Raw genomic sequence first — 21829 nt, forward strand, 5'->3', positions numbered from 1 at the left:
GGCTCAGCCCAGGATCGGGAACCGGCGCTCGGCGGCGAGGCCGTCGAGGGCCCGTTGCATCACCGAGCGCACGTGCTCGTCGACCTTGTCCACGTCTAGGTCCACGTCCGGGTCCTCGCCGAACCGCTCCGCGAGGTCGATCGGATCGAGCACCTGCGTGACGATCTTGGCGGGCAGCGGCAGGTTCGGCGGGATCGCGGCGCTGAACCCGAACGGGAAGCCGAACGAGAGCGGCAGGATGTCGCTGCGCAGCAAGCGCTTCAGCCGCAGCCGCTCGGCCAGCCAGGTGCCGCGGGACAGGTAGAGCTGGGTCTCCTGCCCGCCGATGGACACCGCCGGCACGATGGGCACGCCGGCTTCGATCGCCGCGCTGACGTAACCCTTGCGGCCGTTGAAGTCGATGACGTTCTCCGAGAGCGTGGGCCGGTACGCGTCGTAGTCGCCGCCGGGAAAGACGATCACCACCCCGCCGGACCGCAGGGCCTTGGCCGCGTTCTCCCGGCTGGCCCGGATGTAGCCGGTGCGCCTGAAGAGCTCTCCGGTGGGGCCGGTCATCAGGATGTCGTGGCTCAGCGTGTAGACCGGCCGGTCGTAGCCGAACTTTTCGTAGAAGTCGACGCTGAAGACCGGGACGTCCATGGGGAACATGCCACCGGAGTGGTTGGCGACCACCAGCGCTCCGCCGGGCGGGAAGGAATCCAGGCCGCGCACCTCCGACCGGAAGTACGTCTTCAGGACGGGGCGCATCACGGCCATCAGGCGCCGGGTCAGGCCAGGGTCGAATTTGCCGATGTCCCCCGTTTTGGGGCTATCGCTGTCGGTCACGTTCCTCCCTTGACGCTCCGCCCGGGGCCGCTTGGGTTTGGCGGGCCTCGTCGAGCCCCTCGATGGTAGCGACCGGGGGCGCAGCCGCCGTCACGGTGTTTCGCCCGGCCGCGTGGCGGGCCGACGGCAAGCAGTTTGACGTTGGTCGTGGGAACGTATGGTGCCCATCGTTTCGGCGCGCTATGGTTACCCCGCCGAAGTTGAAATCAGCAGCTGAGAGTGACGCCATGGATGTCGCCGGTTTGTCCGAAGAGCGTGGTGCGCGCCCGGTCGCTGGGTACAGGTCAAACGGCGCCCGTGATCGGCGTGGGTTTCGGCCCCGCGGTAGTGCGGTCCGCCCCGTGGCGATGGGTCAGGCCGCTATTGGCGGCGACCAAACCGCCGCCGCGGCGGATACGGCCGATCACCGTCAGGCCGACTACTTCCTGCGTCTGCTCGCCCAGAGCCGCCGCCTCGTCGATCATCGCATCGGCCAATACCACAAGGTGATCGCCCAGGCGGAGGCCGACGGTGACGCCGAAGCCGCCTGCGGCTTTCGGCGCATGGCGCGTGTCGAAGAACAGGACCGCCAAACGCTCGACGGCCTGATCGAAAACCTGCACCGGCGATTCGCCCTTCGGCCCTCGGCCGGGGTGCCCCCGCGCAGGGCGCGGTCCGTGGTCCGGTAGGCCTTTGAGTCCGCGGCGGCTGAATCAGCACCCGCCCCAGCGGTTTTCGGCGTCGGCATCGCCGGTCGAGGCGGTGCGATAGATGGGATTCATGTCACCGGAGCTTCCGGACGTCGACCGTGACACGTGGCGGACACTGCCGCGGGCGGCGCGACTGCAGGTCGCGACCCGGCACTGGGCCGAACATGGCTTCGGGACTCCGTACGCGGTGTATCTGCTCTACCTGATCAAGATCGGGCTGTACGTCGCCGTTCCCGCCGCGGTCATCTCGCTGACCCCCGGCCTGGGCGGGCTGGGCCGCATCGGCGACTGGTGGACGCAGCCGATCGTGTACCAGAAGCTCATCGTCTTCACGCTGCTGTTCGAGGTTTTGGGCTTTGGCTGCGGATCCGGGCCGCTGACAGGGCGGTTCATGCCACCGATCGGCGGGTTCCTTTATTGGTTGCGTCCCAACACGATTCGGCTACCTCCCTGGCCGGGCAAGGTTCCGTTCACCCGCGGTGACACCCGCACCGTCGTCGACGTCGCGCTGTATGTCGTCGTGTTGATCGGCGGGGTGTGGGCGCTGTTGTCGGCCGGTCAGGGCGGGCCGGTCACCGGCGGCGGCTCGGGCGCGCAGGTCGGACTGATCGACCCGGTGCTGGTGGCGCCGACGATCGTCGCCCTGGCGATCCTGGGCCTGCGCGACAAGACCATCTTCCTGGCCGCCCGCGGCGAACATTATTGGCTGAAGCTGATCGTGTTTTTCTTTCCGTTCACCGATCAGATCGCGGCCTTCAAGATCATCATGCTCGGCTTGTGGTGGGGCGCGGCGACTTCCAAGCTCAACGAGCATTTCCCGTACGTCGTGTCGGTGATGACGAGCAACAACGCGCTGCTGCGGAGCAAGCTGTTCAACGGGTTCAAGCACGCGCTGTACCTCGACCCGGTCAACGACCTACGACCCTCCTGGTTGCCCAAGGCCATGGCCCATGTCGGCGGCACCACGGCCGAATTCCTGGTTCCGGGGATTCTGGTGTTCGTCGCCGACGGGCAGCCATGGCGCTGGTGGCTCATCGGGTTCATGGTGATCTTCCACCTCAACATCCTGTCCAACCTCCCGATGGGAGTCCCGTTGGAGTGGAACGTGTTCTTCATCTTCTCGCTGTTCTATTTGTTCGGGCACTACGGCGCCATCCACGCCGTCGACCTGTCATCGCCGCTGCTGCTGGCCATCCTGATCGTCGCGCTCGTCGTGGTGCCGATCGCGGGAAACCTTTTCCCGGAAAAGATTTCGTTCCTGCCCGCGATGCGCTACTACGCCGGCAACTGGGCCACCAGCGTGTGGTGCTTCCGCGCCGGCGCCGAGGACAAGATCGAGGCCGACGTGGTCAAAAGCTCCGCGCTCGTTGTCAATCAGTTGGCCAAGCTCTACGACGCGGCCACCGCCGAGATCATGAGCGACAAGACGGCCGCGTTCCGCGCGATGCACGCGCATGGCAGGGCGCTCAACGGCCTGCTGCCCCGCGCTTTGGAGGGAGAGGCAAGCGAGGCCGACTACAGCGTGCGCGAGGGCGAAATCGTTGCCGGGCCCCTCGTCGGATGGAACTTCGGCGAGGGCCACCTGCACAACGAGCAGCTGCTGGAAGCGGTGCAACGGCGCTGCCGCTTCGAGGAGGGCGACGTCCGCGTCATCGTTCTCGAAGGCCAACCGATCCACGTCCAAAAGCAGTGGTACCGCATCCTCGACGCCAAGACCGGGCTGCTCGAGGCGGGCTACGTCGACGTCGCGGACATGCTGACCCGCCAGCCGTGGCCCGAGCCCGGTGACCAGTTCCCCGTCCACGTCACCGCCCAGCGCCGCACGCGATGACGACGTGTGATTTCTTGCGTTTCGGTGCCCATGGCTCGCCGTAACCAAAACGTGACCGAGGCTTGATCCAATTGCTAACGCGCCCTTTCACTTCCGCTCTTCACCGCACCCCTACGATCACTATTACAACTATGTCAGTTAAAAGGGATTGGGGCCATGCGGACGGCTGTTCGGTGTGTTCTTGCGGTGATCGGGGTCACGGCGAGTGTGGTTCCGGGGCCGGCCGGCGTCAGCCAAGCGGCGGCGGACCATTCGTATGGGTCCGCCATCGCGTCGGTTCTACCAGCGCCGGGCGCGGTGGTGGGTGTGGCGCACCCGGTGGTGGTGACGTTCGGTGCGCCCATAGCCACCCCAGCCAACCGGCACGCGGCCGAGAGTGCCCTCAATGTCAAGTCGGCGCCCCCGATGACCGGCAAGTTCGAATGGCTCGACAACAACGTTGTGCGGTGGGTCCCCGACCACTTCTGGCCGGCGCACACCACAGTGGCGCTATCGGTGGGCGGCCTTGCCACGGACTTCAAAACGGGCCCTGCCGTCGTCGGCGTCGCCAGCATCTCGGATCACACGTTCACCGTGAGCGTCGACGGAGTCGAGTCGGGGCCGCCGCCTTCACTACCGGCGCCCCACCACCGACCCCACTGGGGCGAAGAAGGGGTGATGCCGGCCTCGATGGGTAGGCCGGAGTTCCCGACGCCCGTCGGCACCTACACCGTCTTGTCCAAGGAACGCACGGTGATTATGGACTCGAGCAGCGTCGGCATCCCCGTCGACGATCCCGACGGGTACCGGATCCCGGTGGATTACGCCGTCCGCATCACCGGCCGCGGCCTCTTTGTGCATTCGGCTCCGTGGGCCGTCAATTCACTGGGGCTGGAGAATGTCAGCCACGGCTGCATCAGCCTGAGCCCCGCGGACGCGGAGTGGTACTTCAACGCGGTCAACGTTGGCGACCCGGTGATCGTGCAGGAATAACAGCGGCCGTCGGCTTCACGAGGCTCCCGCACCGCCGATGGGCGTGAGCCATCGCTGGAAGAGCCTCAGCGCGCGCCCGTCGCCGGAGAGGTGGCCGAAGGGCCGGGCAGAACCGGCTGACCGGGCACGGGCCCGCCAGCCGGCGGCGGACCACTCGGCGCGTCCTTGGCCCCGGCCATGTCGATGAGGGGAGCGACCGGGACGGGATCCACAGGGGCGCCCACCGCCAACGGCGCACCCCCGAGCGCGATCAGCGGCGCACCAACCGGCAGCACCGGAGGCACCGGAGCACCGGCCGGCACCGGCGCGCCCAAGGGCAGGGGAGCACCGGCTGGCACCGGCGGGCCAAGCGCAATCAGCGGAGCGCCAACCGGCACCGGCGCACCCACCGGCACCGGCCCGGGCACGGCCAACGGGACACCGGCCATGTCCGTGAGTGCGGCGCTGCACACGTCCCCGGCCGCCGCTCCGGCGGCGGCTGCCGGTCCGCCGGCCGCCGGCGCTGCAGCGTCGCCAGCCAGCCCCTGGACGCACGCATAGCCACCGGTTTTCAGCGGGGCGGCTGCCGCGTCCGGGCTCAACGCTATAGCGGCCCCGCACAACCCGGCGCTGGCGACTACTTTGATGTTGAACCGATCGACGATCGCCATCAGCGTCAACTCTCCTTATATTCGCGCTCAGATATTTCTGCGATCAATTGGTGCAGCAGAACCGCATAGCCGTCGTTTTTCGACGACTGGGCCAATTGTCGGCAGCCCGTGCGGAACACGGGTCGCGCCGCACCGCGCCGTTTCCAAATGGTGACGTCACGACGGTGTCACAATCCGGCGCGGTGGCCCGGTGATGCCGGACACATTGCGACCGTTCGGCCACCGCGTCATCGACCGTCCGAATATGGTGCGGCGAGGAAGGGCATCGGCGGATGGTTGTCACATACGTCCGTCGACGCCCTTCAACCACATCTCCCCGGTTGAACCTGGCTTTTCGCGCGGCAACGGGGACAGAAGCCGGGGATTGTCACCAGCCCCCTAGCCGTTCTCCTTGCTGATCTAGGCTGACAATGATTGCTCATTGGCGGACATAGGTAGACAGGGAGAGACAAGTGACGGTCCGAGTAGGCATCAACGGCTTCGGTCGAATCGGGCGCAACTTCTACCGGGCCTTGCTGGCTCAACGGGAGGGGGGCACCACCGGCATCGAGGTGGTCGCCGTCAACGACATCACCGACAACGCCACGCTGGCGCACCTGCTGCGCTTCGACTCGATCCTGGGTCGGCTGCCCTATGACGTCAGCCTCGAAGGCGAGGACACCATCGTCGTCGGCAACCACAAGATCAAGGCGCTCGAGGTCAGGGAGGGCCCGGCGGCGATGCCGTGGAAGGACCTCGGCGTCGACGTCGTCGTCGAGTCCACGGGCCTGTTCACCAACGCGGCCAAGGCCAGGGGTCACCTGGACGCCGGCGCCAAAAAGGTGATCATCTCCGCGCCCGCCACCGACCCCGACATCACCATCGTCCTGGGCGTCAACGACGACAAGTACGACGGCAGCCAAGACATCATCTCCAACGCCTCGTGCACCACGAATTGCCTTGCGCCGCTGGCCAAGGTGCTGCACGACGAGTTCGGCATCGTCAAGGGCCTGATGACCACCATCCACGCCTACACCCAGGACCAGAACCTGCAGGACGGGCCGCACAAGGACCTGCGTCGCGCCCGCGCCGCCGCGCTGAACATCGTGCCGACCTCCACCGGGGCGGCCAAGGCGATCGGGCTGGTGCTGCCGGAGCTGAAGGGCAAGCTCGACGGTTACGCCCTGCGGGTGCCGGTTCCCACCGGCTCGGTCACCGACCTGACCGCCGACCTGGCCAAGTCCGCCAGCGTCGACGAGATCAACGCGGCATTCAAGGCCGCCGCCGAGGGCAGGCTCAAGGGCATCCTGAAGTACTACGACGCGCCGATCGTGTCGAGCGACATCGTCACCGACCCGCACAGTTCGATCTTCGACTCGGGCCTGACCAAGGTGATCGACAACCAGGCCAAGGTGGTGTCCTGGTACGACAACGAATGGGGCTACTCCAACCGCCTCATCGACCTGGTCGCCCTGGTCGGCAAGTCGCTGTAAACCGTGTCCGTCCATTCCCTCAAAGACCTTCTGTCCGAGGGTGTTTCGGGCCGGGGTGTGCTGGTGCGCTCGGACCTGAATGTGCCGCTCGACGACGGCGAGATCACCGACCCCGGCCGGATCACCGCCTCGGTACCGACGTTGCGGGCGCTGCTCGAGGCCGGCGCCAAGGTGGTGGTCGCCGCCCACCTGGGTCGCCCCAAGAATGGACCCGACCCGAAGTTGTCGTTGGCACCGGTCGCCGCGGCGCTCGGCGAGCAACTGGGCCGGCACGTGCAGTTGGCCGGCGATGTTGTGGGCGCCGACGCGCTGGCCCGCGCCGAGGGGCTGACCGACGGTGACATCCTGCTGCTGGAGAACGTTCGCTTCGACCCCCGCGAGACCAGCAAGGACGACGGCGAGCGGTTGGCGCTGGCCCGGCAACTGGCCGAATTGGTCGGGCCGGCAGGCGCTTTCGTCTCCGACGGCTTCGGGGTGGTGCACCGCAAGCAGGCCTCCGTGTACGACGTCGCCACCCTGCTGCCGCACTACGCCGGCACGCTGGTGGCCCAGGAGATAGCGGTGCTGGAGCGGTTGACCAGCTCGACCGCACGCCCCTACGCGGTGGTGCTCGGCGGGTCGAAGGTGTCCGACAAGCTCGGCGTCATCGAGTCACTGGCGACGAAGGCCGACAGCATCGTGATCGGCGGCGGGATGTGCTTCACTTTCCTTGCCGCGCAAGGCTACTCGGTGGGCAAGTCGCTGCTGGAAGACGACATGGTCGACACCTGCCGCAGGCTGCTGGACACCTACGTCGACGTGCTGCGGCTGCCGGTGGACATCGTGGTGGCCGAAAAGTTCGCCGCCGACTCGCCGGCGCACACCGTCGCGGCCGACGCCATCCCGGGTGACACGGTGGGCCTGGACATCGGGCCGGGATCGGTCAAACGCTTCGCGACCTTGCTGTCCAACGCCAAGACGATCTTCTGGAACGGCCCGATGGGCGTGTTCGAATTTCCGGCGTTCGCGGCGGGCACCAGGGGTGTCGCCGAGGCGATCGCCGCGGCGACCGGCAAGGGCGCCTTCAGCGTGGTGGGCGGCGGGGACTCCGCGGCCGCGGTGCGCGCGCTTGGCATCCCGGAGGGCGACTTCTCGCACATCTCCACCGGAGGCGGCGCGTCGCTGGAATACCTTGAGGGCAAGACGCTGCCGGGCATCGAGGTGCTGGGCCGGCCCCAGCCAAGCAAAGGAGACTCGTGAGCCGCAAGCCACTGATCGCCGGCAACTGGAAGATGAACCTCAATCACTTCGAGGCGATCGCGCTGGTGCAAAAGGTCGCGTTCGCGCTGCCGGACAAGTACTACGACAAGGTCGACGTCACGGTTCTGCCGCCGTTCACCGACCTGCGCAGCGTGCAAACCCTGGTCGACGGCGACAAGCTGCGGCTGACCTACGGCGCCCAGGACCTGTCCCAGCACGACTCGGGCGCCTACACCGGCGAGGTCAGCGGGGCCTTCCTGGCCAAGCTGGGGTGCAGCTTCGTCGTCGTCGGGCACTCCGAGCGGCGCACCTACCACCACGAGGACGACGCGCTGGTGGCCGCCAAGGCCGCCGCCGCGCTCAAGCACGGATTGACCCCGATCGTCTGCATCGGCGAACACCTCGAGGTCCGGGAGGCGGGCGGGCACGTCGCCCACTGCGAGGAGCAGCTGCGCGGCTCGCTGGCCGGGCTGTCGAGCGAGCAGATCGGCAGCGTCGTCGTCGCCTATGAGCCGGTGTGGGCGATTGGAACCGGGCGGGTGGCCAGCGCGTCCGATGCTCAAGAGGTGTGCGCGGCGATCCGGAAGGAATTGGCTTCACTCGCGTCGTCGGGGGTTGCCGAGGCCGTCCGGGTGCTCTACGGCGGCTCGGTGAACGCGAAAAACATCGGCGACATCGTCGCCCAGGTCGACATCGACGGGGCCCTAGTCGGCGGGGCGTCGCTGGACGGTGAGCAGTTCGCGACCCTGGCGGCCATCGCCGCCGGTGGGCCCCTTCCCTAGGCTTCCGTAGGGTTGCCGTAGGCCCGGCCGACAACCAGCACCGAACGATGGATCACCTTGCGGCGCTGGGCCGAAGCGTTGCCGCGGCGCTGCGTCCGGCGAGCGCGCCGTGGGCCCTCGAGCCCGCCGTGTGGGCGATGGCGACCGCGGCGCTCGTCGCCGGCGCAGGTGTGGTGACCGGAGACCTCCAGGTTGTCGGGCTCGCGTACCTCGGGGCGGCCTGCGCCGTCGGCTTCCTTGCCACCGGCTTCTACCGCGCCCGGTGGCGGGCGTGGATCGCCCAGGCCGTCGGCGGCGCGCTCGGGATCGGCGTGGGTGCGCTGCCGCCGCACGGCTTCGGCGCCGGGCTGGTCCTCGTGGCGGCGGCCGCGGGCGTGATCTCGGGGATGGCGGGCGGAATCGGGCCGAGCGCACCCGCGTTCGGGATGATGCTGTCCGTCGGTGTGGCGTTCGGTCAGTTCGGCGGGTCGTCGCTGCCGTGGTGGCAGCAGGCGTTGTGGTACCTGGCCGGCACCGCCGTCGCCGCGGTGGCCGTGGTGGCGCCGTGGGCGTTGCGGCGCGGTGTACCCGAACGTCGGGCGGTGGCGCGGGTGTACTCCGCGGCCGCGGACCTGTGCGCGGCGATCGGCACCGACGAAGCCGGCCCGGCCCGCACCCGGTTGGCCGCCGCATCGGCCGTCGTGCGCGACACCCGGGACCGCAGGCGGGCGGACCTGGTGGCCTTCGCGGCGGCGACGTTGTACGCGCAGGGCCGGCCGGTGCCCGACGATGCCATTGCGGCGATCCGCCGGGCCGGGAACCAGATTCGGGCCGCCACGCCGCTGTCGGTCGACTTCTCGGCCGACGATGCCGGTGGGGATCCGGGTTTGCTGGAGCTGGCCGATGCGCTCGGTCCCGCGCCGGCCCGGCCGGGCGCGCCGGTGCCGGCGACGCGTCGGCTGTCGGCGCTGATCCGCGCCGCCACCTCGCACACCGCCCTGTCCAACGGGGTGCGCATCGGACTGTGCCTCGGCGTGGCCACCGGCATCACGGTCGCCATGCACGAACGGGCGCACTCGTTCTGGCTGCCGTTGACCACCGCCGTCATCGTGCGGCCCGAATATGCCTCGGTGTTCGTGCGCACGGTGAACCGGATCTTCGGCACGTTGGCCGGTGCGCTATTGGCGACGGGATTGCTGGCCGTGTTCTCCTCCGGGCTGCCGCTGGTGGCCGCGACCGCGCTGGCGCTGGGGTTTGTCGTGCTCGCGGCGCCGAAGCTGTACGGCCTCAGTGTGATCGGAATCACCACCGCCGCGTTGCTGTCGCAATCGATCGGCCACGTGGATCCGGTCGCGCCCGCGCTTCGGCTGGTCGACACCCTGATCGGCGCCGTGGTGGCGGTCGTGTTCGGCTACCTGTTGTGGCCGGGCGCTCGGCGGTTTCCGGCCTACGCGCGGTTGTCGTCGGCGCTGGCCGCGGCTCACGGCTATTTCGGCGAGGCGGTCAAACCGGCCGGCCAACGCCGCCGTTGGCAATCTTCCCGAGACGACGCCTACCGGCTCGCCCACCAGGTGCGTGCGACGGCCGAGGCCGCCGCGCTGGAACCGCTGGCGGTGAGCTCACTGGCCCTGCGGGTCATTCCGGCGGCCATCGAGCTGGAAGACACCGTGGACGCGATCACCGCGGTCGGCTCGGCGGTGGACGCCGGCGCGGAGCCGGCGGTGCTGATCGGCGACGTGCGGCGCCGGCTCGAACGCCTCGATCGGACCGCGCTCGCCCTGGGGTGAGGCATACCAGGTAGGGTGGCCCCCATGGAGTTAGCCCTGCAGATCACCCTGGTGGTCACCAGCGTGCTGGTGGTGCTGCTGGTGCTGCTGCACCGCGCCAAGGGTGGCGGCCTGTCGACGCTGTTCGGCGGTGGTGTGCAGTCGAGCCTGTCCGGGTCCACCGTGGTGGAAAAGAACCTGGACCGGCTGACGCTGTTCATCACCGGCATCTGGCTGGTGTGCATCGTCGGCGTGGCCCTGCTGATCAAGTACCGCTGACCTGTCGGTGGGCGGACCGCGCGGTCCGCCTCGATACTGGGACGCATGGTCGAGGTTTCCGATACCGCGCTGGCACCGATCGGCGCCGTCCGGCGGACCCAGGTCGGTCGCGAGGCGACCGAGCCGATGCGCGCCGACATCAGGCTGCTGGGCACCATCCTGGGCGACACCGTCCGTGAACAGAACGGCGACGAGGTGTTCGACCTCGTGGAACGCGCCCGGGTGGAATCCTTCCGGGTGCGCCGCTCCGAGATCGACCGGGCCGAGATGGCCCGCATGTTCTCCGGCCTCGACATCCACCTGGCGATCCCGATCATCCGCGCGTTCAGCCACTTTGCGCTGCTGGCCAACGTGGCCGAAGACATCCACCGCGAGCGTCGGCGCGCGATTCACATCGCCGCGGGCGATCCGCCGCAGGACAGTAGCCTGGCCGCAACGTACGCGAAACTCGATCGGGCAGAGCTGGATTCGGCCACGGTGGCCGACGCCCTGAAGGGTGCCCTGGTGTCCCCGGTGATCACCGCCCATCCGACCGAGACCCGGCGGCGCACCGTCTTCGTCACCCAGCACCGGATCACCCAGTTGATGCGGCTGCGCGCCGAGGGACACACCGACACCGACGACGGCCGCGACATCGAACTCGAGCTGCGCCGCCAGGTCCTCACGCTGTGGCAGACCGCGCTGATCCGGTTGTCCCGGCTGCAGATCACCGACGAGATCGACGTGGGCCTGCGGTATTACCCCGCCGCGCTCTTCGAGGTGATCCCGCAGGTCAACTCCGAGGTGCGCAACGCTCTGCGCGCCCGCTGGCCCGGCGCCGACCTGCTGTCGGAGCCCATCCTGCAACCCGGCTCGTGGATCGGCGGTGACCGCGACGGCAATCCCAACGTGACGGCCGACGTCGTGCGGCTGGCCACCGGCAGCGCCGCGTTTACCGCGCTGGCGCATTACCTGCAGGAGCTCACCGCCCTCGAACAGGAGCTGTCGATGTCGGCGCGACTGGTCACCGTCACCCCCGGGCTGGCCGAACTCGCCGAGGGCTGCCGGGAGAAGGCCAGAGCCGACGAGCCATACCGGCGGGCGGTGCGGGTGATCCGCGCCCGGCTCACCGCGACCGCCACCGAGATCCTGGACCGGCGGCCGCGGCACGAGCTCGACCTGGGCCTGCCGGCGTATCCCGCGCCGGCCGCGCTGCTGGCCGACCTCGACACGATCGACGAGTCGCTGCGCGCCCACGGCAGCGCGCTGTTGGCCGACGACCGGCTGGCTCGCCTACGGGAAGCGGTGCGCGCGTTTGGTTTTCACTTGTGCGGGCTGGACATGCGGCAAAACTCCGACGTGCACGAAGAGGTGGTCGCCGAGCTGCTGGCGTGGGCGGGGGTGCACCCGGACTACGGTTCGTTGCCCGAAGCGGAACGGGTCGCGCTGCTGGCGGGCGAACTGGGCATCCGCCGCCCGCTGGTCGGTGACCGCACCCAACTGTCGGACCTGGCTCAAAGCGAACTCGGTGTCGTCACGGCCGCCGCGGAGGCGGTCGAACTCTACGGTCCCGCCGCGGTGCCCAACTACGTGATCTCGATGTGCCGCTCGGTTTCCGACGTCCTGGAGGCCGCGATCCTGCTGAAAGAGGCCGGCCTGCTGGACGCCTCCGGTCCGGAACCGTACTGCCCGGTGGCCATCTCGCCGCTCTTCGAGACGATCGATGACCTGCATAACGGCGCGGCGATCCTGCACGCGATGCTGGGACTGCCCATCTATCGGGCGCTCGTCTCCGCGCGCGGAGACTCCCAAGAGGTCATGCTGGGCTACTCCGACTCCAACAAGGACGGCGGGTACCTGGCCGCCAACTGGGCGGTCTACCGGGCCGAGCTGGCCCTGGTCGAAGTGGCCCGCAAAACCGGAATCCGGTTGCGGCTCTTCCACGGTCGTGGCGGCACCGTCGGCCGGGGTGGCGGCCCCAGCTACCAAGCCATCCTGGCGCAACCGCCGGGGGCGGTGAACGGGTCGCTGCGCCTCACCGAGCAGGGTGAGGTGATCGCCGCCAAGTACGCCGAACCCCAGCTGGCGCGGCGCAACCTGGAAAGCCTGCTCGCCGCCACGCTGGAGTCCACGTTGCTGGATATGGAGGGCCTCGGCGACGCCGCCGAGCCGGCCTACGCGGTGCTCGACGAGGTGGCCGCCTTGGCGCGGCGCGCCTACGCCGAATTGGTGCACGACACACCGGGTTTCGTCGAATACTTCACGGCGTCCACACCGGTGAGCGAGATCGGGTCGCTGAACATCGGCAGCCGGCCGGCGTCCCGCAAGCCCACCTCCTCGATCGCGGACCTGCGCGCCATCCCGTGGGTGCTGGCCTGGAGCCAGTCGCGGGTGATGCTCCCGGGTTGGTATGGCACCGGATCGGCGTTCGAGCGGTGGATCGCGGCGGGGCCCGAAACCGAAACCGAGCGGGTGGAAATACTGCACGAGCTGTACCGGCGGTGGCCGTTCTTTGCCAGCGTGCTGTCGAACATGGCGCAGGTGCTGGCCAAGAGCGACCTGGGCCTGGCGGCCCGCTATGCCGAGCTGGTGCCCGATGAATCGTTGCGGCACAGGGTGTTTGACAAGATCGTCGACGAGCACCGGCGCACCATCGCCATGCACAAGCTGATTACCGGTCAAGACGACCTGCTGGCCGACAACCCCGCGCTGGCGCGGTCGGTGTTCAACCGCTTCCCGTATCTGGAGCCGCTGAACCATCTGCAGGTCGAGCTGCTCCGCCGCTACCGGTCGGGTGACGAGGACGAATTGGTGCGGCGCGGCATCCTGCTGACGATGAACGGATTAGCCAGCGCGCTGCGAAACAGCGGTTAGCCCGGTGACGATGCGCGCCGCAAGGGGACGGGCAATCCGATTAGCGGGCCGCGCGGTTGCGCAGCCTGTCCAGCACGCCGCGGACGGCGTGCTCGGTGACCGACAGCGGGGACATCACCGTTTCGCCCACGGTCACCAGGTAGTCGATCCGTTCGACGATGGCCTCCACCGGCTCGACGAGCACGATCAGCCGCTTCGCGAGATCGTCCAGGCTGGCCAGGGTGCCCTCCAGGTGGTCCAGGCCGCCCTCCAGGCGCTCCACCGTGGCGTTGAGGGCCGACAGCGAACTGTTCAGGTCCTGCATGGTTTTGCCCAGGCCGTCGAGGACGTCTTCGACCTGCTCCACCGTCTTGTCGGCGTTCAGCGCGGCCTGGGCGAGCGTCTTGATCCGGCTCCGCTCGGGCCCGCCGCGCACGGTTCTGTCTGCCATGAGGGCAATTATGTTCGTTGCGCCCAGCGTCACGCCAGCGTGGCGTTCCACGCCGACCGTCACGCTGGCGTGACGCTGGGCGCCGGGGATCAGCGAGGCAGCTTGGCCGCGGCCTCCTCGTCGAGCAGCCAGATCGTGGCCTCACGCCCGACGGCTCCGGCGGCCGGTATCGATGCCGGTGGGGCGCCACCGATCGCGGCGGCCACCGCGTCGGCCTTGGCCGCCCCGGACACCATCAGCCACACCTCACGGGAACGCCGGATTGCCGGCAGCGTCAAGGTGATTCGTCGCGGCGGTGGTTTGGGGGAGTCGTCGACGGCGACCACCATGTGGGTGGTCTCCAGCACCGCAGGGGTGTCGGGAAACAGGGAGTTGATGTGGCCCTCTGGCCCCATCCCCAGCAGGTGGACGTCGAAATCCGGTGCCGGCTGGCCGGGTTCGGCGTTGGCCGCCAGCAACTGCTCGTAGGCCAGCGCCGCGGCGGCGAGGTCGTTGCCGAATTCGCCGTCGCTGGCCGGCATCGGGTGCACGTGGCTCGACGGGATGTCGATGTGATCGAGCAAGGCCGCTCGCGCCTGCTTGTCGTTGCGCTCGTCGTCGTCCTCGGGAACGTAGCGTTCGTCGCCCCAGAACAGATGCACCTTCGACCAGTCGATCCGCTGCCGCCGGGCGTCGAGGTACCGCAGCAGCCCGATGCCGTTGCCGCCGCCGGTCAGCACGATCAGCGCCCGCCCCCGGGCCGCCACCGCGGCCCCGATGGCGTCGATCAGTCGTTCGCCCGCGGCCTCGACCAGGGCCTCGCCGTCCGGAAAAACCTCGACGATGGCGTTCACACGTACTGCACCTTCTTGATGCCTTCGAGCGCCGTCAGGTAGATCTCGTCGGCATCCAGGCGTCGCAGGTCCTCAGCCAGGCATTCACCGGTTTCCCTGCGCGCCAACGGAAGCAGGGCATCCGGCTTGCCCGTGCGGCTCAGCGTCGCCGTCCTGCCCTCTTGCGGACGGCTCAAGACGATGGTCTCGCTCTTGCGTACCAGCTCGACCTTGAGCTCGCCGACCGCACGGCGCACCGGCCCGTCGATCCGGCCGGCCAGCCAGCCCGCCAGGATGTCGAGAGCGGGCTCCGTTCGCAAACCGGAAACCAGCGCCGACTCGATCGGCTCGTGGGGCGACTGGTCGACGGCCGAGGCCAGCAGCGCCCGCCAATAGGTGATGCGCGCCCAGCACAGGTCGGTGTCGCCGGCGGTGTATCCGGGCAGTCGGCTCTTGATAGCCGACAACGGATCGATGCCGTTGGTGGCATCGGTGATGCGCCGAATCGCCAACTTGCCCAACGGGTCTTGGGCGGGCTTTTTCGGGGCGATGTCGGGCCACCACGCCACCACCGGGATGTCGGGGAGCAGGAAAGGGATGACCACGCTGTAGGCGTGGCCGGCGAGCGGCCCGGACAGCCGCAACACCACGACCTCGCCCGCGCCCGTGTCGCCGCCGGAGCGCAGCTGTGCATCCAGGCGTGCCTTGTCGGCGTACGGATCGCCCCTCATCGTGACGATGATCCGGCTGGGGTGTTCGTGGCTGGCATCGTTGGCGGCCTTGATCGATTCCTCCAGCACGTCTTCGCTGTCCGGCGCGATGAGCAGCGTCAGCACGCGTCCCATCGTGACGGCGCCGGCCTTTTCGCGTAGCTCGGCTAGTTTCTTGTTGACCGCCGTGGTGGTGGTGCCGGGCAGATCGACGATCATTTGCGCCACTCCTCCTCACTGCTTCGCAGTGCATCGCCGCCGGCGGGGGTCACGGCCGCCGCCATTCCCGGCCGGTGCGGCGCAGCATTTCGAAGGACGACTCCGGGCCCCAGGTGCCGGCCTCGTAGGGATCGGGCTTACCGTGTGCCGCCCAGTTGTCGAGGACGGGATCGAGTATCTCCCAAGCCAATTCGACCTCCGCGTTAACCGGGAACAGGGATGGCTCGCCGAGCAGCACGTCGAGGATCAGCTGCTCGTAGGCCTCGGGCGATTCTTCGGCGAACGCCGATCCGTAGGAGAAGTCCATGTTGACGTCGCGGACCTCCATCGCGGTGCCCGGCACCTTGGAGCCAAATCGCAGGGTGGTCCCTTCGTCCGGCTGCACCCGGATGACCATGGCGTTGGCGCCCAGCTCGTCGGTCATTGTGGCGTCGAACGGCAGATGCGGCGCGCGTTTGAAGATCAGGGCGATTTCGGTCACCCTGCGGCCCAGGCGTTTACCCGTGCGCAGATAGAACGGCACACCCGCCCAGCGGCGGGTGTCGACCTCGAGGGTGATGGCGGCGAACGTCTCGGTGGTCGAGTCCTTGGCGAACCCTTCCTCGTCGAGCAGCCCGACGACTTTCTCCCCACCCTGCCACCCCGCGGTGTATTGGCCCCGGCTGGTGGTCTCGTCGAGCGGCTCGGCGAGCTGCGTCGCCGACAGCACCTTGATCTTCTCGGTTTGCAGCGCGGACGGATTGAAGCTGACCGGCTCCTCCATCGCGGTCAGCGCCAGCAACTGCATCAGGTGGTTCTGGATCACGTCGCGGGCGGCGCCGATGCCGTCGTAATAGCCCGCGCGTCCGCCCAGCCCGATGTCTTCGGCCATGGTGATCTGCACGTGGTCGACGTAGTGCGCGTTCCAGATGGGGTCGAACAACTGGTTGGCGAACCGCAGCGCAAGGATGTTGCGCACCGTCTCCTTGCCCAGGTAGTGGTCGATCCGGAATACCGCCTCCTCCGGGAAGACGGCGTTGACGGCCTTGTTCAGGGCTTGCGCGCTTTCCAGGTCGTGGCCGAACGGTTTCTCGATGACCACCCGGCTCCACCTGTCGCCCTGCGGGCGGGCCAAACCGGACTTGTGCAGCTGCTCGCACACCACCGGGAAGGACCTGGGCGGGATCGCCAGGTAGAAAGCGTGGTTGCCGCCGGTGCCACGCTCGGCGTCGAGCTTTTCCAGGGCCTCGGCGAGCCGGCCAAACGAATCGTCGTCGTCGAAAGAGCCCGGCACGAACCGGAATCCCTCGGCCAGCCGCTCCCAGTTCTCCTGGCGGAACGGCGTGCGGCAGTGTTCCTTGACGGCGTGATAGACCACCTCGCCGAAATCCTCGGTGTCCCAGTCCCGGCGGGCGAAGCCCACCAGGGAGAAGGTGGGCGGCAGCAGCCCGCGGTTGGCCAGGTCGTAGATGGCCGGCATCACCTTTTTGCGGGCCAGGTCGCCGGTGACGCCGAAAATCACCATGCCGCACGGGCCGGCGATGCGGGGGAGCCGCTTGTCCCGCTTGTCCCGCAGCGGGTTATGCCACTGTGTGGCGGATTTGGCGGGGCTCATTTGGCGGCGGAACCCAGTTGCTTCTGAGTTTCCTCCAGCAGCTCCGTCCAGGACTCCACGAACTTGTCCACGCCTTCCTTCTCCAGCACCACGAAGACGTCGGTCAGGTCGATACCGACCTTTTGCAGCTTGTCGAAGAGCTCTTGCGCGGCCGGCCCGGTGCCGGTGACGGTGTCGCCCTTGATGACACCGTGATCGGCGACGGCGTCGATCGTCTTCTCCGGCATGGTGTTTACCGTGTTGGGCGCGACCAGCTCGGTGACGTAGAGGGTGTCGGCGTAGTCGGGATTCTTGACCCCCGTCGACGCCCACAGCGGGCGCTGCACCCGGGCGCCGTCGGCCTTGAGCGCGCGGTAGCGATCGCCGTTCTCGAAGACCTCCTGGTAGGCGGCGTAGGCCAGCCGGGCGTTGGCCACACCGGCCTGGCCGCGCAGCGCCAGCGCGTCGGCCGAGCCGATCTTCTCCAGCCGCTTGTCGACCTCGGTGTCCACCCGGGACACGAAAAACGATGCGACCGAATGAATCTTGGACACGTCGTGTCCGGCCTCGCGGGCCTTTTCCAGCCCGGCCAGGTAGGCGTCCATCACGTGCCGGTGCCGTTCGACGGAGAAGATCAGCGTGACGTTGACCGAAATCCCTTCCGCCAGAACGGCGGTGATGGCCGGAAGTCCGGCCTTGGTCGCCGGAATCTTGATGAACAGGTTCGGCCGGTCGACGATCTTCCACAGCTCGACGGCCTGCGCGATGGTCTTGTCGGTCTTCTCGGCCAGCCGCGGGTCGACCTCGATGGACACCCGGCCGTCGACCCCGTCGGAGGCCTCCCACTCGCGCGCCAGCACGTCGCACGCGGTGCGCACGTCGTCGGTGGTGACGGTGCGCACGGTGGCGTCGACGTCGGCGCCACGCTCGGCAAGCTCGGCGATCTGGCCGTCGTAGGCATGGCCCTCCGCGAACGCCTTCTGGAAGATTGACGGGTTGGTGGTCACGCCGACAACGCTTTTGGTGTCGATCAGCTCCTGTAGGTTGCCCGACTGCAGCCGCTCCCGCGACAAGTCATCCAGCCAAACGGACACCCCGGCGGCGGATAGCGCCGCGAGGTTAGGGTTCTGACTGGTCATGCGAATCACCCTTTCTCAGTTATCCACTACCTGCTCCGCGGCGGCGGCGACGGCTTCGGCGGTAAAGCCAAACTCACGGAACAACGTCTTGTAGTCGGCGGATTCGCCGTAGTGCTCGATCGACACGATCCTGCCGGTGTCGCCGACCAGCTTGTGCCAGCACTGCGCGACCCCGGCCTCGACGGCCACCCGGGCCGACACCGACGGGGGTAGCACGCTATCGCGGTAATCCTCGGGTTGGGACTCGAACCACTCGACGCACGGCATCGACACCACCCGCGCGACAATATCCTTGTCCGCCAACAGCTTTCGCGCCTCGACCGCGAGCTGAACCTCGGAACCGGTGGCGATCAACACCACGTCGGGCTCTTGGTCGGTGTCCGGGCCGCCGTCGTCGCCCAGCACGTATCCGCCCCGGGCGACGCCCTCAAAGTTGGTGCCCTCCAGCACCGGCACGCCCTGCCGGGTCAGGATCAGGCCGACCGGACCGCTGCCGTTGCCGCGGGCCAGGATCGTGCGCCAGGCGTAGGCCGTCTCGTTGGCGTCGGCCGGGCGCACCACCGAGAGGTGGGGGATGGCGCGCAGCGCCGCAAGGTGCTCGATCGGCTGATGGGTCGGGCCGTCCTCGCCGAGCCCGATCGAGTCGTGCGTCCACACGTAGATGGTGTCGATGTTCATCAGCGACGCCAGCCGCACCGCCGGGCGCATGTAGTCGGAGAACTGCAGGAACGTGCCGCCGTAGGCCCGGGTGGGGCCGTGCAGCACGATGCCGGACAGGATGGCGCCCATCGCGTGTTCGCGAATACCGAAGTGCAGCGTGCGCCCGTACCAGTGCGCGGTGTAGTCCTTGGTCGAAATCGACGGCGGGCCAAAGGAATCCGCGCCCTTCATGGTGGTGTTGTTGCTGCCCGCCAGGTCGGCCGAACCGCCCCACAGCTCCGGCAGCTTCGGGCCCACCGCGGACAGCACCTCACCGGACGCGGCGCGGGTGGCCAGCGCCTTCGATCCGGGTTCCCAGTGCGGGATGTCGTCGTCCCAGCCGTCGGGCAGCCGCTGGGCGGTCAGCCGGTCCAGCAGCGCCTTGCGTTCGGGTTCGCGCTGGGCCCACGCCTCGAACCCCGGCCGCCAGCGCTCATGGGCCTCCTTGCCGCGGGCCACCAGCCCCCGGGTGTGGGTGAGGACGTCCTCGCGGACCTCGAATGTCTTGTCGGGATCGAAGCCCAGGATCCTCTTGACGGCCGCGACCTCCTCGTCGCCGAGGGCCGCGCCGTGCGCCTTGCCGGTGTTCATCAGGTTGGGCGCCGGATAGCCGATGATGGTGCGCAGCGAAATGAACGACGGCCGGTCGGTGGCGGCCCTGGCGTTGGCGATGGCCTCCTCGATGCCGACGACGTTCTCGCCGCCCTCCACCTCCTGCACGTGCCAGCCGTAGGCGCGGTAGCGGGCGGCGGTGTCCTCGCACAGCGCGATGTCGGTGTCGTCCTCGATCGAGATCTGGTTGTGGTCGTAGAACACGATGAGGTTGCCCAGCTGCTGCACGGCCGCCAGCGACGACGCCTCGGAGGTCACGCCCTCCTCGATGTCGCCGTCGGAGGCGATCACGTAGATGAAGTGGTCGAACGGGCTGGTTCCCGGTTCGGCGTCCGGATCGAAGAGGCCGCGCTCGTAGCGCGACGCCATCGCCATCCCGACCGCCGACGCCAGGCCCTGGCCGAGCGGGCCGGTGGTGATCTCAACGCCCTTGGTGTGCCGGAACTCCGGGTGTCCGGGGGTCTTGGATCCCCAGGTGCGCAGCGACTCGATGTCGGACAGCTCCAGGCCGAACCCGCCGAGGTAGAGCTGAATGTAGAGCGTCAGGCTGCTGTGCCCGGCCGACAACACGAACCGGTCGCGGCCCAGCCAGTGGGTGTCACTGGGGTCGTGGCGCATCACACGCTGAAACAGGGTGTAGGCCAGCGGGGCCAGGCTCATCGCCGTGCCGGGGTGGCCGTTGCCGACCTTTTGGACGGCGTCGGCGGCCAGCACCCGGGCGGTGTCGACCGCAGCCGAATCGATCTCGGTCCAGTCGTCGGGGTGGTGTGGTTGGGTCAGCGCAGAGATCTCTTCGAGTGTGGTCACAGACTCAGTCCTTGGGTCATCCAGCTGATAATGCTCACCCTAATGCGGGAGTGCCGGCTCTTGCAGCGCGGAATTTTCGGATACCCGCGGCCGGCCGCTGTGAAAATTACGCGTTGGCTGCTCACGCTCTGCAGTCAGTCCCGCAATGTGGCGAAAAATCCGCCGGAACCGACCCTGCGGGCTGGCCGCCGCCGGTACGCGGTCTACCATCGTGCGTAGTAGATGCCGCGCGCCGCTGCGACCCGAGGAGTTTATTGCGTGAGCGTTCGCGGGCGCGTCGCGCCGAGCCAAGTACCGACCGGAATGCACGGCGGCCCGAGGGGGAGCCGGGCGATCGGTACGACGCTGGCTTACCTGGCGCTGACCAAGCCGCGGGTCATTGAGCTGCTGCTGGTCACCGCGATACCCGCCATGCTGCTCGCCCACCGCGGCAGCGTGAACCCGCTGCTGATCCTCAACACGCTGATCGGCGGGATGCTGGCCGCCGGCGGCGCCAACACGCTCAACTGCGTGGCCGACGCCGACATCGACAAGATGATGAAGCGGACCGCGCGCCGGCCGCTGGCGCGGGCCGCGGTGCCGACGCGAAACGCCCTGGTGCTGGGGCTGGTGCTCAGCGTGGGCTCGTTCTTCTGGCTGTGGTGGACGACGAACCTGCTGTCGGGACTGCTGGCCGTCGCCACCATCGCCTTCTATGTGTTCGTCTACACGCTGCTGCTCAAGCGGCGCACGTCGCAAAACGTCGTGTGGGGCGGTGCGGCCGGCTGCATGCCGGTGATGATCGGCTGGTCGGCGGTCACCGACACGATCGGCTGGCCGGCGTTGGTGATGTTCGCGATCATCTTCTTCTGGACGCCGCCGCACACCTGGGCCCTGGCGATGCGCTACAAGGACGACTACCAGGCGGCCGGCGTGCCGATGCTGCCGGCCGTGGCGACCGAGCGCCAGGTCACCAAGCAGATCCTGATCTACACCTGGCTGACGGTGCTGGCCACGCTGGTGCTGGCGCTGGCCACCGGCTGGCTGTACGCGGCGGTCGCCGTGGTGGCCGGGGTGTGGTTCCTGACGATGGCCCATCAGTTGTACGCCGGCGTGCGCGCCGGTGAGCCCGTCAAGCCGCTGCGGTTGTTCCTGCAATCCAACAACTACCTGGCGGTGGTGTTCTGCGCGCTGGCGATCGACTCGGCCAGCGCGCTACCGACCCTGTTCTGACGCGATCCGTCCCCGTGAGGCCCGGGTGGGACTCACATCCGCTCTCAGAACCAGGGCGATTCAAAACTTGGCTGTTGCCCGCGCCGCGGCGGGCCAGGACGCGCATCGCCGTCGAATTCGGCACAGTCCCAACAAGTTTCGATCACGGCACCGGTGGACCCGGGGCGATCGAACGCCCGGGACGAGTCGGCCCGGCCGCTGACCCAATTTGCGATACCGCCCGTCGCGATATCGGATCTTTGTGTAATAACAATCCATTTCAACTGGTCGTCCGGCTCA

18 protein-coding genes are annotated in these 21829 nt (G+C 68.4%); 9 read left to right on the top strand and 9 right to left on the bottom strand.

Features of this window, described 5'->3' with window-relative positions:
* Positions 1-3: 3 nt before the first annotated feature.
* Positions 4-825 carry a lysophospholipid acyltransferase family protein gene (locus K3U93_RS10180; protein WP_083010861.1) on the bottom strand — a complete coding sequence of 274 codons (822 nt, stop codon included), beginning with the start codon at positions 823-825 and terminating at the stop codon, positions 4-6.
* A 284-nt stretch (positions 826-1109) separates the two neighbouring features.
* Positions 1110-1427, bottom strand: coding sequence for a hypothetical protein (locus tag K3U93_RS10185; protein ID WP_176219988.1), 318 nt, complete (start codon positions 1425-1427; stop codon positions 1110-1112).
* 148 nt (positions 1428-1575) lie between these two features.
* Here K3U93_RS10185 and K3U93_RS10190 point away from each other — a divergent pair, with 148 nt between their 5' ends.
* Together K3U93_RS10190 and K3U93_RS10195 are read left to right on the top strand one after the other, a co-directional pair.
* The gene (locus K3U93_RS10190) at positions 1576-3345 is read left to right on the top strand and encodes a DUF3556 domain-containing protein (RefSeq protein ID WP_083010862.1); all 1770 of its coding nucleotides are present in this window, start codon (positions 1576-1578) and stop codon (positions 3343-3345) included.
* Between the two features lie 156 nt (positions 3346-3501).
* On the top strand, positions 3502-4317 hold the full coding sequence (locus tag K3U93_RS10195) for a L,D-transpeptidase (protein ID WP_083010863.1): 816 nt from the start codon (positions 3502-3504) through the stop codon (positions 4315-4317).
* A 65-nt stretch (positions 4318-4382) separates the two neighbouring features.
* On the opposite strand, the gene K3U93_RS10200 is transcribed toward K3U93_RS10195, so the two are convergent.
* The gene (locus K3U93_RS10200) at positions 4383-4967 is read right to left on the bottom strand and encodes a hypothetical protein (RefSeq protein ID WP_071513541.1); all 585 of its coding nucleotides are present in this window, start codon (positions 4965-4967) and stop codon (positions 4383-4385) included.
* 452 nt (positions 4968-5419) lie between these two features.
* Here K3U93_RS10200 and gap point away from each other — a divergent pair, with 452 nt between their 5' ends.
* From gap to ppc, 6 genes are read left to right on the top strand one after another with little or no spacing between them, the layout of a single operon-like run.
* Positions 5420-6439 carry a type I glyceraldehyde-3-phosphate dehydrogenase gene (gene gap / locus K3U93_RS10205; RefSeq protein WP_071513520.1) on the top strand — a complete coding sequence of 340 codons (1020 nt, stop codon included), beginning with the start codon at positions 5420-5422 and terminating at the stop codon, positions 6437-6439.
* Positions 6440-6442: 3 nt separating this feature from the next.
* On the top strand, positions 6443-7678 hold the full coding sequence (locus K3U93_RS10210) for a phosphoglycerate kinase (protein WP_071513519.1): 1236 nt from the start codon (positions 6443-6445) through the stop codon (positions 7676-7678).
* Positions 7675-8460, top strand: a complete 786-nt coding sequence (gene tpiA, locus K3U93_RS10215) for a triose-phosphate isomerase (RefSeq protein WP_083010864.1) — start codon at positions 7675-7677, stop codon at positions 8458-8460. The genes K3U93_RS10210 and tpiA overlap by 4 nt, the downstream gene beginning before the upstream one ends.
* 47 nt (positions 8461-8507) lie before the next feature.
* A complete protein-coding gene (locus K3U93_RS10220) occupies positions 8508-10226 on the top strand; it encodes an FUSC family protein (protein ID WP_083010865.1) in 1719 nt (572 codons plus the stop codon).
* A 24-nt stretch (positions 10227-10250) separates the two neighbouring features.
* Positions 10251-10484, top strand: coding sequence for a preprotein translocase subunit SecG (gene secG, locus K3U93_RS10225; protein WP_071513516.1), 234 nt, complete (start codon positions 10251-10253; stop codon positions 10482-10484).
* A gap of 45 nt (positions 10485-10529) precedes the next feature.
* Complete coding sequence (gene ppc / locus K3U93_RS10230) at positions 10530-13337, top strand: phosphoenolpyruvate carboxylase (RefSeq protein ID WP_083010866.1); 2808 nt, start codon at positions 10530-10532, stop codon at positions 13335-13337.
* Positions 13338-13377: 40 nt separating this feature from the next.
* Here ppc and K3U93_RS10235 read toward each other — a convergent pair whose 3' ends face one another.
* From K3U93_RS10235 to tkt, 6 genes are all read right to left on the bottom strand, one after another.
* Positions 13378-13776, bottom strand: coding sequence for an ATPase (locus K3U93_RS10235; RefSeq protein WP_071513540.1), 399 nt, complete (start codon positions 13774-13776; stop codon positions 13378-13380).
* Positions 13777-13856: 80 nt separating this feature from the next.
* Positions 13857-14600, bottom strand: a complete 744-nt coding sequence (pgl, locus tag K3U93_RS10240; RefSeq protein WP_071513514.1) for a 6-phosphogluconolactonase — start codon at positions 14598-14600, stop codon at positions 13857-13859.
* Positions 14597-15508, bottom strand: a complete 912-nt coding sequence (opcA, locus tag K3U93_RS10245; RefSeq protein ID WP_083010910.1) for a glucose-6-phosphate dehydrogenase assembly protein OpcA — start codon at positions 15506-15508, stop codon at positions 14597-14599. Before opcA ends, pgl begins: the two co-directional genes overlap by 4 nt.
* Positions 15509-15557: 49 nt before the next feature.
* Entirely contained in the window at positions 15558-17102 is a 1545-nt protein-coding gene (zwf, locus tag K3U93_RS10250; protein WP_071513512.1) for a glucose-6-phosphate dehydrogenase, read from the bottom strand.
* A complete protein-coding gene (gene tal, locus K3U93_RS10255; protein WP_083010867.1) occupies positions 17099-18220 on the bottom strand; it encodes a transaldolase in 1122 nt (373 codons plus the stop codon). Before tal ends, zwf begins: the two co-directional genes overlap by 4 nt.
* A gap of 15 nt (positions 18221-18235) precedes the next feature.
* Positions 18236-20338: a transketolase gene (tkt, locus tag K3U93_RS10260; protein WP_083010868.1), complete on the bottom strand. Its 2103-nt coding sequence runs from the start codon at positions 20336-20338 to the stop codon at positions 18236-18238.
* Positions 20339-20596: 258 nt separating this feature from the next.
* Here tkt and K3U93_RS10265 point away from each other — a divergent pair, with 258 nt between their 5' ends.
* A complete protein-coding gene (locus tag K3U93_RS10265) occupies positions 20597-21550 on the top strand; it encodes a heme o synthase (RefSeq protein ID WP_071513509.1) in 954 nt (317 codons plus the stop codon).
* Positions 21551-21829 lie beyond the last annotated feature (279 nt).

The organism is Mycobacterium malmoense (assembly GCF_019645855.1).
GTDB lineage: Bacteria > Actinomycetota > Actinomycetes > Mycobacteriales > Mycobacteriaceae > Mycobacterium > Mycobacterium malmoense.

Coding starts and splice junctions, on each gene's coding strand:
- K3U93_RS10200 (WP_071513541.1), bottom strand. CDS start 4,967: ATGGCGATCGTCGATCGGTTCAACATCAAAGTAGTCGCCAGCGCCGGG.
- secG (WP_071513516.1), top strand. CDS start 10,251: ATGGAGTTAGCCCTGCAGATCACCCTGGTGGTCACCAGCGTGCTGGTG.
- tal (WP_083010867.1), bottom strand. CDS start 18,220: ATGACCAGTCAGAACCCTAACCTCGCGGCGCTATCCGCCGCCGGGGTG.
- opcA (WP_083010910.1), bottom strand. CDS start 15,508: ATGATCGTCGATCTGCCCGGCACCACCACCACGGCGGTCAACAAGAAA.
- K3U93_RS10220 (WP_083010865.1), top strand. CDS start 8,508: ATGGATCACCTTGCGGCGCTGGGCCGAAGCGTTGCCGCGGCGCTGCGT.
- K3U93_RS10190 (WP_083010862.1), top strand. CDS start 1,576: ATGGGATTCATGTCACCGGAGCTTCCGGACGTCGACCGTGACACGTGG.
- ppc (WP_083010866.1), top strand. CDS start 10,530: ATGGTCGAGGTTTCCGATACCGCGCTGGCACCGATCGGCGCCGTCCGG.
- K3U93_RS10195 (WP_083010863.1), top strand. CDS start 3,502: ATGCGGACGGCTGTTCGGTGTGTTCTTGCGGTGATCGGGGTCACGGCG.
- zwf (WP_071513512.1), bottom strand. CDS start 17,102: ATGAGCCCCGCCAAATCCGCCACACAGTGGCATAACCCGCTGCGGGAC.